6 protein-coding genes are annotated in these 12,993 nt (G+C 38.3%); 1 reads left to right on the top strand and 5 read right to left on the bottom strand.

The window, feature by feature from the left end:
• From ACOVO2_RS15155 to ACOVO2_RS15175, 5 genes are all read right to left on the bottom strand, one after another.
• The coding region (locus ACOVO2_RS15155; RefSeq protein ID WP_421770792.1) for a TIM-barrel domain-containing protein at window positions 1-2,440 on the bottom strand (2,440 nt) is incomplete at its 3' end.
• A gap of 39 nt (window positions 2,441-2,479) precedes the next feature.
• Window positions 2,480-5,788, bottom strand: a complete 3,309-nt coding sequence (locus ACOVO2_RS15160) for a VCBS repeat-containing protein (protein WP_421770793.1) — start codon at window positions 5,786-5,788, stop codon at window positions 2,480-2,482.
• Between the two features lie 29 nt (window positions 5,789-5,817).
• Window positions 5,818-6,390, bottom strand: coding sequence for a hypothetical protein (locus ACOVO2_RS15165; RefSeq protein WP_421770794.1), 573 nt, complete (start codon window positions 6,388-6,390; stop codon window positions 5,818-5,820).
• 113 nt (window positions 6,391-6,503) lie between these two features.
• The gene (locus ACOVO2_RS15170; RefSeq protein ID WP_421770795.1) at window positions 6,504-7,994 is read right to left on the bottom strand and encodes a RagB/SusD family nutrient uptake outer membrane protein; all 1,491 of its coding nucleotides are present in this window, start codon (window positions 7,992-7,994) and stop codon (window positions 6,504-6,506) included.
• A gap of 31 nt (window positions 7,995-8,025) precedes the next feature.
• Complete coding sequence (locus ACOVO2_RS15175; protein ID WP_421770796.1) at window positions 8,026-11,049, bottom strand: SusC/RagA family TonB-linked outer membrane protein; 3,024 nt, start codon at window positions 11,047-11,049, stop codon at window positions 8,026-8,028.
• A 467-nt stretch (window positions 11,050-11,516) separates the two neighbouring features.
• Here ACOVO2_RS15175 and ACOVO2_RS15180 point away from each other — a divergent pair.
• A partial coding sequence (locus tag ACOVO2_RS15180; protein ID WP_421770797.1) for an FAD-binding oxidoreductase occupies window positions 11,517-12,993 on the top strand: 1,477 nt, incomplete at its 3' end.

The following is a 12,993-nucleotide window of genomic DNA, read 5'->3' on the forward strand; positions in this document are numbered from 1 at the left end:
CCCACAGTGTTCTGACTTTCAGCAATTTCCGTTCGGTGTCATAAAAAGCCAAATTATCTTTATTAAAATCAGATTCTTTAAAAACAAGTGTAATGCTTTGCTTATTGACACTAACTGATTTCGGAATTGAGGTCAGATTGATAACTTCATACGTGAGCGAACGACTGGCCAGCGTACCTGCATAGTTTTGCGTACGAGTTGCTTCGATTTGAACACTGTCGGTGGCGGTTTTGCCCGAAAAACTCAGCAATTCATAACGCATATTTTGCAAGACTTTGGCGTCTTTTCCATCATCATGAAAAACCGTGAAGTTATTTCTCGGCACCGAAATATCTTGATAATAACGAACAACCAAACTATCGGAAGAATACAAACTGGTTGAACTTTTGGCCGACTTGGCCATTGGCATTATACTTCCCGCACGAGCGTAAACTGGAATATTATCAATCGTGACATTCTCAAAAACATTGGTTTCGCCATTGTAGAGCTTGTTTGTCCAGAAATTAAACCATTTTCCTTTGGGTAAAATCACTTTCCGCAGCGGCATTCCGTGAATTAATATTGGAGCAACAACCAGATTTTCGCCAAAGAAATACTGGTCTTCAATATTCCCGTTAGTTTTGCTCAAATCAAAATAATCCATCGTCATACAAATCGGTCGGCCAGTTGTACTGTTTCTGTAAGCCAAAGAATACAAGTATGGCAATAACTCATAACGCAGCTTGATATAACGCTTTGAAATATTATAGAAAGGCTGAGTGAGATTATAAGGTTCGGTGCTGAAACGAAGTCCGTGCGAGCGTAGAATAGGTGAAAAAGTAGAGAATTGTAACCAACGAACGTCCAATTCTTCATTTTTTTCTGATTGGTCGGGGCTTTTTGCAAATCCACCTGTATCGGAGTGCATATAGGCCAAACCCGAAAAACCTGAATGTAGCATCATCGGAATTTGGTATCTCAAACCCGACCAAACTCGCAGTACATCGCCACTCCACGGCAAAACTCCGTAGCGTTGCGAGCCAATATAGCCCGACCTGCTGAGATTAAAAACTCGTTTTTCGGGAAAGTCAATGGCATAATTATCATAAATATTCTTAGCCCAAGCCAGCCCATAAAGATTATGTACATCGTTGGCCGAACCGTTGGCATGTAGAAAATTTGACGGGTGATTTTCGGGTTCGTTTTTATCGCTCCAAAAACCACTTACGCCTTGACTGGTCAACGCTTTCATTTTTTGCCAAACCCATTTTTGGGTATTTGGATTAAAAATATCCAGCAAACCAACTGTTCCGTTCCACATCGTTATTTGTCCTGCACGATTAGTGTTGGCATTTTTGGCGAAATAATTTAAAGAGTCGGCCAGTTTATAATTGAAAGATTTTGTGGTGACATACGGGTCGTTGATAAGTACAGTCTGCACACCAGTTGCGGCAAAATCCTTAATCATTTGGGTCGAATTTGGCCATTTGGTTTTGTCCCAGTCAAAATTTCCCATAGTCGTGCCATCACCGTACCAATATAAATCCAAAATCATCGCATCGACAGGAAAACCTTCGTTTTGGAGTTTTTTTAGTACATCTTTTGTCTCAGTTTCAGATTTATAACCAAACTTCGACTGTAAATATCCCAAGGCCCATCTCGGAGGTAAAGGCTGGCGGCCAGTAAGAAGTGTATAATTTTTAAGAATTTCGTCGTTCGACTCGCCATTAATGAAATAATACGCCCAATTTCCTGTGCTACTTATTTCAACATTTAGCTGCGTAGAGTCTTGAGCTCCTACATACATTCGCATATCGCCTGGCAGGCTTCCATCAAGTAATAAACCATACTTTTGTGATGAAACAATGAAAGGAAGATTAATACTCTGCGATAAACCCGTAGTTAGGCCGAAACCATCATCGTAGTAGCCGCCTCGATAGGTATTTTTAAAATCAAGAACTTTGCGGTTGAGATTAATTTCGGAGAAACGTCCGCCAGTACCATGAAAAACATCGCTTGGGTTTATCTTGAAAGAAAAATAAACCGAATCTTTACCAAAGCCAATGCCTCGTTCTTCCGAAATCTTCGTCTGATTGCCCGATTTTAGGCTTACTCTCAAAGGATATTTATTGATTTCGAGTATTGATTTTGAGCTAATTATTTCAAATTTCGTAGCACTTTCATTGATTTTTTGCGTAAAACCCTGCGGTTTTAATACCACAGAAGCCGAGCTATCATAAGATGCCTGACCACTTTTCAGCAACTGAACTTTAAAAATATCGGGCGAAAATTGTTGGATAAACAAATCGCCCGTTGTTCCTTTTATTCTCAGCCCTTTGGTGGTTTCCGAAACACTTACGTAACTACCCGCACTCTGCGAAAATACCTGACAGGTAGTCAGTAAAAAAACAATGACTGACCAGTGCTGAAATTTTGCTACGAATGTTCCTATTTGTTGCATGTCGATTAATGATTAATAGCGAGCCATGCGAGGTTTTGGCTATTGTAAGCTAAAAACCTTTGGCGTCGAATTGTTTACTAAAATGATGAAACTTCGCTTGCCATTAATATTAATCGGGGCAATTTGTTTCATTTCTCCATCCACCCTAAAACCACTGTTTCTGTCTGAAACTGCCTTAAAATTGCCTTTGCCCGTATTTAATAAAATTTTACCCTTGAAAGCATCGAGTGTAGAAAATTGTGGCGTGAAATTATGATTGTTTCCACCCAAAATAATGTCTTTCAAGCCATCATTATTCAAATCAACGCAATAAGTTGCATTGATGCACGAAAACTGTGCTTCAACTGGTAGTTCTTTTACCGTGAAACCACCTTTGCCATCATTAATAGCCACGCACGACTGCTGAAAATCTACTTTCTTTACTACGCCTTTACTCAGAATATTTTTATCAAATAAATCTGAGATTGATTTTGTGGCAAACTCTGAATGTTTGAGGTTTTGGGTTTTCAAGAAAGGGAACTGCTCCATCGTTTCACGCTTCAAAAAAATTGTTTTATCTTCTCCGTCAACTGTTTTTGTGAGGATTTTGTCAATAATTCCGTTGTTATCGAAATCGCTCACCCAAACTTTCAGCGGGTTTTCGGCATTGGCTTTAAACATGACGTTGTCACCCGAATTTCCCAGCACCAAATCCAAATCCTTGTCATTATCAATATCAACGGCTTCCACTCTTCCCCAGAAACCGTTTAGATTTTCAAGTCCAGAAGTGAGTTGCTCAAAACGCTTGTTTTTGTAGGTAACAATCACAGGCGACATCCAATCTCCTACAACGATGAGTTCGTTTTGTCCATCGCCGTTGAGGTCTTGCCAAGTGGCATCACGCACCATTCCCACTTCTGCTAGTTCTTTTGGGGTTGCGTTGCTGAAATTACCTTTTCCGTCATTCTGAAACACAAAACTTTTCGGACTCAAACCATATTGTTTCGATTGACTTCGGCTCCCTACAAAAATATCCAAATCACCATCTTTGTCGTAATCGAAAGGCACAACAACTGCGGTATTTGTGCCATCGCGAGGTAGTGCATTCGCTTTGTGCGTAAAGTTACCTTTTCCGTCGTTTATATATAGTCGGTCATCCAGACCTCTATCTCCTGCTGGGACTTCGTTTCCGCCCGAACCTACGTACAAATCTAAATCGCCATCACGGTCAGCATCAAAAAACTCTGCTGCGGTATCTTCATGATACTTAAACTGCTCGAATACTGCTTGAGCCGATTTCTTGAAACCCGCACCTTGCTGAATATAAAGTTGCCCTGCTTGGAGGGTAGCACCACAAATATATACATCGTCTTTGCCGTCGCCGTTTACATCACCAATGGCAGCTTTCGGGCCTTCGGCCGATAATTTTACTGGAATGTTTCGCTCGTCGTAGAAGTCTTCGTATTGATTTTCAACATGAGTATCTAATGCCACATTAACGGCTTGGAAAAATGGTTTAGCAGGTGTTGGTTCTGGTAAAGACTGTGCTGGTTTGGCATCTTTAATCGAAGCCACAAGGCTTTTGTCTATCGTCGGATTTTTCAGTACCGATACTCGTCCATCGTACCATTTGATGCGTACCGAATCTACTTTATTATTTGCTCCTAAACCAACCGTAAGCGGGTATTCGCAACTCGACTGAAAGCCTCTTGAAGGCATCAAATAACGTGTTATTACTTGATTTTGGCTAAAAATCGTTACTTCTGAGCCAATAGCGAATGTATTTTGATTTTCGCCTTTGAGATTTATCTTTAGGAAATGATTTTTTAATTTTTCAGACTTATTCTGATATACAAAAGCCTTTTGGTTGACATTGTTGACTACCAAATCTAAGTCTCCATCATTATCTAAATCGGCATAGGCTGCACCATTTGAAAACGAAGGTTGTGTAAAACCAAATTTTTCGGCTTCTTCATCAAATCTTAAATCGGTTTTGCCTCTATTATGAAAGAAATTATTAATAATTGGGCGAGAAGGCATGTTTTTGATGATTTCATCGAAACGTTTTCTTTCGCCTTGATTGATGGCATTTTTTGATAAATCATTGGCAAAAAAATCAATAAAATCTTGGTCGATTACATCGTGATAAATGCCATTACACACATATATGTCATTGAAACCATCATTATCGGCATCGAACATCAAAGCTCCCCAACTCCAATCACTGGCAGCCACTCCGCTTAGGCACGCAATTTCGCTGTAAGTGCCGTCTTGGTTATTGAGCTGCAAGCAATTTTGCATGAATTGGTTGTAGAAACCCTTCTGTTTTTTTAGATTATTGATGTAGTGATTATCAAACGAAGCGTTTGTTTTTAATCTAACTTCATCTCTTGGGAGCATCTCGGTAGTGAAGATTTCTTGATAGCCATCGTTATTAATATCGGCCATATCGGCACCCATCGAAGCTGTGCTTAGGTGTTGCATTCGCTGCTCGATTTCTTCTTTAAATTTCCCGTCTTTTTGATTGATATATAAATAATCTTTCTCAAAAAAATCATTGGAAACATAAATGTCTGGGTAGCCATCTTTGTTTACATCGCCAATCGTAACGCCCAAACCGAAGCCAATCAAACTACTATAAATACCCGACTCTTTGCTCACATCGTGAAAAAAACCGTTGTCATTTTTCATCAATTTATCGCCACCTCCTTTCAGAAAATCTTTCACAGGCCAATCTTCGGCACGGAGGTCACGATTATTATCGTAGTTGAGCGTATTGACTGGAATAAAGCTATTATTCAAAATGTAGCAATCTAAATCGCCATCGAGGTCATAATCGAAAAATGCAGCGTGCGTTGTATAACCGTTTTCGTCAAGGCCATATTTTTTAGCCGATTCCGTAAAAGTCAAGTTACCGTTATTGATATACAAGGCATTTTCTTGCCCAATACCTGACTGATAACCTGCATTACAGACATAAATATCGAGCAGATTATCGTTGTTGATATCTACCATCACCACGCCAGTACTCCATTTTTTCTGATTGGCAATGCCAGCCTTTTCAGAAATATCTTCAAATTGGAAGCCTCCTTTATTCATGTAGAGTTTATTTGAACCCATATTTGAGGTAAAGAAAACATCTTGTAAACCATCGTTGTTAATATCGCCAACGGCCACGCCACCACCGTTGTAGAAATTTCGGTAGCTAAAAATATTGAAGTCTTCTTTATTCGTTACGGTGTTTTCAAACGAAATCCCTGTCTCGTTTTCATCCTTTAGCTCAAATAGAGCATCTTCATTTTTTTTCGAGCAAGAAATCAGATAAAATGAAGTAACGAATAAAAAAAGTAAGTTTTTTGTAAGTTTCATCACAGGTTTTTAAAGTATTAAGTCGAAAGTTAGAAATACAAACCTTCTTCTTTTAGGTTGACTAAAGTAGTCTTTGGTTTTTTTGAAATAATAATTGCCTCGACGTCATGCCATTTTTCAGGCGTTAGTTGTGCTTCAAATTTACCAACTTTTCCGTTTACTGTTACTACGAACCTTTCTTTAGAAAATGATTCAAGTGTAATTTCTCCTTCGGTCATTAGATAACCTTCGCCAGTGCGTTTTTCTTTGTCGGCAATTCGGCCAATCATTATTCCACCTTCAATTTGCTGGTCTTTTTGTAATCTCAGTACATAAGGTTTAGTAGCGTGCCATCGTTCTGTACCAAAATTCAAGACAATATTACTCTCAAACTGGTCAAACAAATTAGCTCTCAGAAAACCATTATCTGCAATAATATCACAACTAAAAATACTTTCTTTCTGATAAAACTCCTTTCCATCAATCTTGATAATCGCTTTAGTTTGGCCGTCTTTCAGGCTGTTATAAATCCTATCAATATTTGTTTTATCTGATTTTTGTGGAGAAGAGCAAGAGTAGAAAATCGAAAAAATAATAACAACAATGTAAATATACGATTTCATAATTAATCTTTGATACAAATGGCTTGGGCTAAACCACTGAATTAGTTTTGCTTAGAAAACAAAAATGCTCGATTTTTCGAGCATTTTTGTTTAATCATATTCTAAGAATCTTCTTAGTAACCTTTGTTTTGTGTCAAGTTCGGGTTAGAAACGATAGCCGAAGATGGGATTGGATACAATACAGTATAAGCATCTTTAATTTCAACACCTGTACCAGTTGTAAACTTACCATAACGAACCTCTACCGTACGTTTGCCACCTTCCCAGTACAATTCACGACCGATTTCGTCGAACATTGAATCTGCTGTTAAAGAAGCAAGAGCTTTACCACCACGAGTTGTTCTCAATGAGTTAACTGTTGTCAACGCACCAGCAGTGTTTCCACCTCTGAATTGTGCTTCTGCTTTCATTAATACAGCTTCAGCATAACGCATCAAGATATATTTACTTGCATCAGCTGGGTGATACTTGATAACACGGATACCTTTGTCGGTAGCTGCACCAGCTAAAGGCACATCACGAGTGAAAGATAAAACTTTCTGAGTACGAGTATCAATCAAATCTTTACCAGCATCAGTGATTTGTTTTCCAATCAAGAAACCACGGCCAATTCCTGAAAATTCTTTGCCATTTCCTAAGGCTGGTTTTCCAATACGAGGATCATCTTTCTCGAATTTGTCGTAGAAATCTGCTAATGTTGTAAAGCCATTCCAACCAGATGGGTTTTGGTTATAGTGCAAAGTCATGAACCAACGGTTTTGAGCAGAACCTTCTAATGAAACGAGGATAGTTTCGTTTTTAGCAGCCGCAGTAAACGCATTGAAATAATCTTTATCTAATGAATAGCCATCAGCTGTGATTGCATCAACGTAAGCAATTACTTTATCCATATCAGCTTTATCAAAAGTGTATGGGCCTTCTGGTGCAGCAGCTTTGTAAACAGCCTTATTTAAGTGTAATTTAGCTAATAAGAAATTAGCAGCAGCTTTATTTGCAACACCGTTTGTAGCCGAAGGACCAACTTTTGCTAAGTTCGGAAGAGCTTCTGTTAAATCTTTTACGATGAAATCAAAAGCTTCTGAGCGACTCAACGTTTTTGGTAATTCGTCAACACCTTGAGTAACCTCTCTGAAAGGAACTTGTCCCCAATAGTCCATTACATGGAACATGTTGAATGCACGTAAAAACTGTGCCTGTGCTTTTTGAGATGCGTTCGGGTTTGAAGCGATAATCTCAGTTGCTTTAAACACACGTTGGTTCAATTGGTTCCAAGCGTTAGTGATACCTGAGTGAGTTGCATCCCACGTGTGGGCATCAAGTGTACGCCATACACCATTATCACCCCAGTCAACACCACGTGTTGGTGGAATCATCTCAGCTGTTGTATGCTGTCCTAAGGCATAAATATTTGCTTGGTCAGTGTATGCACCTAAATCTTTGTAAGCTGATTCTAATAGGGCCGCTGGGTCACCAGGGGTAAAAGTACCACCAGCAGATGTACGTACGATTGAATCTTTCTCTTCATTAACAAGGTCAGTACAAGCCGACATAAAGGCTAATCCTGTGCTTGCTAAAAGTATTTTATAAATATTGTTTTTTTTCATTTTTTCAATTGTTTTGAATTGTTAACACAAATTAGAAAGAAATGTTTGCACCGATTGTCCAAGTTTTAGCTCTTGGGTAAGCAGTGTAGTCAATACCGAATGATGGAATACCATTAATCGATTTGTTTGTACTAACCTCTGGGTCTTGACCTGAGTATTTAGTAAATGTTAACAAGTTTTGACCTGTTACGAAAACCTTCAAGTTAGAGAATACTTTACTCTTCATAGGCACTCTGTAGCCTAAGTTCAAGTTTTGTAAACGAACGAAATCACCTTTTTCTAAGAAACGTGTTGAAACGTCAGGAGCATTTAATGGACCTTCTTTCGTAGTTACAACGTCTTTAGTTACGTTACGACCATTCGCAAATGAACCTTTTGTGAAGAAAGCATTTGCTGTGTTTGAGTAGATGTAGTTACCAAATACTCCATTGAAGAACAAGCTCAAATCAAAGTTTTTATAACGGAAGTTGTTAGTTAAACCAGCAGTTACCGTTGGAAGTGGGCTTTTACCATTTAAGAATTGTTGGAAGTCACCCGCTGGGTAGATTGAGTTACCAGCTTCGTCATAACCACCAAACTCACGCAAGAAATAAGCAAACAATGGTTGTCCTTGAGCAATACGTTGAGCAAATGCACCAGTTAAACCTTGTCCGTTGATTTCACCTGTATCATAAACACCTGATAAGTTTTTAACCAAGTTTTTGTTGAAAGCAGCATTTGCTAATACTTCCCATCCGAAATCTTTACCATCGATAGCAGCGTAGTTCAAGCCTAATTCAACACCACGGTTTTGGATATCTGTATCTAAGTTTTTCCAAGAGAATGGTGTTGGAGCTGGTTGAGCCGAAACAACTAAGAATAATAAGTCTTTGGTGTTTTTCTGATAGAATTCGATATTACCTGACAATTTGTTGTTCAAGATTGCGAAGTCTAAACCAACGTTTAAGGCAGAAGTAGTTTCCCATTTCAAGTTAGGGTTATTAAATGCAACAGCATTTAAACCACCACCTTCAATGTTATCACCACCTTGGTTGATTCCCCATCCTGAATATCTGTCACGACGGTCATATAGGTTGTGAGGGATAGACTGGTTACCAGTAACACCATAACCTACACGGAGAGCTAGATCAGAGAATACATTTTTAGGAATGAAAGACTCTTCCATCAATTTCCATTTGAATGCACCAGAAGGGAATACACCATATTTATTATTACCACCAAATTTAGATGACCCATCAATACGTAAAGTTCCAGTCAATAAATATTTGCTTGAAAGATTTACGTTAACACGACCAAAGTATGACTGTAATTCATCTTTTTCTGAGCTTGAGTTGTTGATAACATTACTGCCAAATTTACCAGCGTTCGCAGCGGCTATGTTATTAATCATCAAATCTAAGTCAGTAGTACGGAAGTTTGCAGCAGCAATACTTTTTGAATAACGATCAAAGCTTTGGTATGAATAACCTAATAAAGCGTTGAATGATGTTTTACCAAATTCTTTGTCATATGTGAAGTAGTTTTCCCACAATTGATTATCTGTTTCAATGTCATTCACATATGCACGACCAATTCCACCGATACCAGTTACAACTAAATCGCTTGAGTAAGCCGATTTTCTTGAAGAAAGAGATTTATCAAAACCTAATACAGTTTTGAATTTCAAACCTTCAATAATTTGTAACTCAGCATTGATATTACCTAATGCACGCAAAGTGTTTGTGTTATCTTGAGACAACATAGCAAAAGCTAATGGATTCGGCTCAGTATTACCAGGTTGGTTGAATACTTGCTTGCCAGTTGCATCAGTAGTATAGATTGGTTGAGTTGGGTTTGACTTTAAGATACCACCCAATAAGTCACCTTCAAAACCAGAGTTTTCAGAAATCGGAACACCAGTATCTAATGTATTTGCCATACTTAAGTTGGTTCCGATGGTCAATTTATCATTGATAAATTTCTTGTTACCACTAAAACCAACACTGTAGCGTTTCATAGCTGATTTTAAGATGATACCCTCTTGGTTTAAGTAACCTAAAGAGAAACGATAGCTACCAGAAGCATCTCCACCACCAAAAGCAAGATTATGTTGGCTTGTTTGTCCTGTTCTGAACAATTCATCTTGCCAATCTGTTGAGCCACCTTTGTTCTGACCACCAGCAGCTACATATTCAGCAGCAGATAATAAGTCATATTTTTTAGTAATTGAGCTAAAACCATGTGAGTATCCGTACTCCAACGTTCCTTTTCCTTTTCCTTTCTTAGTTGTAATCAAAACAACACCGTTTGCTCCACGAGAACCGTAGATAGCAGTTGCAGAAGCATCTTTCAAAATGTCAATTGAAGCGATATCATCTGGGTTCATGAAATTCAATGGATTTCTTGCCGGCTGACGACCAATTCCACTTGTTTGAGCATCACCAGAAACGTTATCGCCACTCAAAGGCACACCATCAATTACGAATAATGGGTTATTACCACCAAATACCGAAGACGTACCGCGTATACGTACGTTGATACCACCACCAGGCTCACCGCTTGATTGTGTAATTTGCACACCCGCTACACGCCCTTGCATTAATTGCTCAGGAGATGTTACGATACCTTTTTGGAAATCTTTTGAACCGATTGCATTTACTGCACCAGTTGCATCTTTTTTCTTAACAGTACCATAACCAACCACAACAACTTCTTCAAGAGCTTTTGTGTCGTCAACTAAAGTTACATCAACAACAGTTTTGTTACCGACTGCAACTTCTTTAGTTTCCATACCTACAAAACTAAATACTAGTGTGCCATTTTTAGGAACACCAGCTAGTTTGTAAGAACCATCTATGCCAGTTTGAGTACCTTTAGTTGTACCCTTTGCTTGTACTGTAACACCTGGCAAACCGCTGCCATCAGCACCTTTTACCGTACCCGAAACAGTTACATCTTGTGCCATCACAGTGAAATAGAGTGATGTTAACAGCATTGCAGCGATTGTGAAAATAGATTTTTTCACACCAGCCGATAGTCGCCCAATATAGCGACCCACTTGGTAGGACTTCATCATAGGTTGTAATTAAAGAAAGATTAATAAATAATTAATTTAACTTAAAAAATAATTCACACTTCTCTAGTTTTATTTTGATCAATATATCAATAGTTTGACGAGTCTAACGGCATGATATAGAAATTTGTTTAGAAAACGTTGAATTATTTTTCTAATTAACTCCCAAAATTACAAAAAGAAATATATAAAGTCCAAAAAATTATATCAAAAAATAAAACTTCTTTGAATAATTCAATTTTTAAAAATTGTACAAAAACAATATAGCTTTAGGTTTTTAGTCGTAATTTTGTAATCCAATTTTACTCATCAATTATTACTTCAAAGTCAACAACTAAATTAATTCATGACGAATTGACTGCTTTGAGTCAAATTTGTACTTTTTAAAGATAAAATATTTATAGATATTGTTTTTTGAGACTGAGCTTAAAAAACAATATCTTTGAAAAATTCAAAAACTTTGATAATAAATGATTAATCAACAATTACAGCAACTGGCCAAAGAGTTGGCTGGAGAACTTTATCTGGATGATGTCATGCGTACTTTGTATGCAACTGATGCCTCGGCTTATCGAGAAATGCCTTTGGCGGTAGCTATTCCAAAAGATAAGTCCGACATTCAGAAATTGATAGCTTTTGCTCGTAAAAATAATACTTCCTTAATTCCTCGTACTGCTGGTACATCCTTGGCTGGGCAAGTGGTGGGTAACGGTATTGTCGTTGATGTATCTCGCACTTTTACAAAAATACTTGAACTAAACAAAGAAGAACGCTGGGTAAGAGTAGAACCAGGAGTTGTGCGTGATGAATTGAATTTTTTCTTGAAACAAAACGGCTTATTCTTTGGCCCAGAAACTTCAACGGCCAACCGTGCCATGATTGGTGGAATGGTTGGTAATAATTCATGTGGCTCTAATTCAGTCGTTTACGGAAGTACTCGCAATCACTTGATGGAAGTGAAAGGTTTCTTAAGCGATGGCTCTTTTGTAGAGTTCAAGAATTTAAGTATTGATGAATTTAAACAAAAATTAAACGATACCACTTCGCTCGAAGGACGTATCTATAATCATATTAATAGTATTTTGAGTGATGTCGATAATCAAAACGAAATTCGTAAGGAGTTTCCGAAAATGAGTATCGAGCGTCGGAATACGGGCTATGCCATTGATGAGCTTTTAGAAACCGAAGTTTTTACTACTCAAGGGCAAGCAACTATCAAAACGCCACCATTGGCAGGTGTGGCTTCGGGTGGAGCGTTTAATTTTTGTAAATTGATTGCTGGTTCGGAAGGAACTTTGATGTTTATCACCGAAATCAAACTTCATGTAAATCCGCTTCCTCCAAAAGTACAAGGTTTAGTTTGTGTGCATGTCAATTCGGTAGATGAGTCGCTTCGAGCAAACCTTATTGCTCTCAAATATAAGCCTACGGCCGTAGAGTTAATCGACCATTATATTTTAGAGTGTACGAAAGAAAACAAAGAGCAAAGCCAAAACCGTTTCTTTGTACAAGGCGACCCAGGGGCAATTTTGGTGGTAGAACTCTCAAACGATGATATTGAAGAAGTAAAGGCTCGTGCAACCGAAATGGAAGCCGAAATGCGTGCCGCTGGTTTGGGCTATCATTTTCCGATTCTTTTTGGTGAAGACACCAAAAAGATTTGGACACTTCGCAAAGCAGGTTTAGGACTACTTTCGAACCTTCCAGGTGATGAAAAAGCTGTTGCTGTTATCGAAGATACGGCCGTCGATGTAAATGATTTGCCCGATTTTATCAGAGAATTTAATGAGATTCTGACTAAAAACGGTATGTCGTCGGTACATTATGCCCACGCAGGCTCGGGAGAGATTCACCTCCGACCAATTATTAATCTAAAAACTGCCGAAGGACACCGCCAGTTTAGATTGATTGCCGAAGAGATTTCGACTTTAGTAAAAAAATATAAAG

This window comes from Emticicia sp., assembly GCF_049241225.1.
Lineage (GTDB): Bacteria > Bacteroidota > Bacteroidia > Cytophagales > Spirosomataceae > Emticicia.

Bases quoted from the DNA above. Each gene is read 5' to 3' on its own strand.
- ACOVO2_RS15160 (WP_421770793.1), bottom strand. From the start codon at position 5,788: ATGAAACTTACAAAAAACTTACTTTTTTTATTCGTTACTTCATTTTAT.
- ACOVO2_RS15165 (WP_421770794.1), bottom strand. From the start codon at position 6,390: ATGAAATCGTATATTTACATTGTTGTTATTATTTTTTCGATTTTCTAC.
- ACOVO2_RS15170 (WP_421770795.1), bottom strand. From the start codon at position 7,994: ATGAAAAAAAACAATATTTATAAAATACTTTTAGCAAGCACAGGATTA.
- ACOVO2_RS15175 (WP_421770796.1), bottom strand. From the start codon at position 11,049: ATGATGAAGTCCTACCAAGTGGGTCGCTATATTGGGCGACTATCGGCT.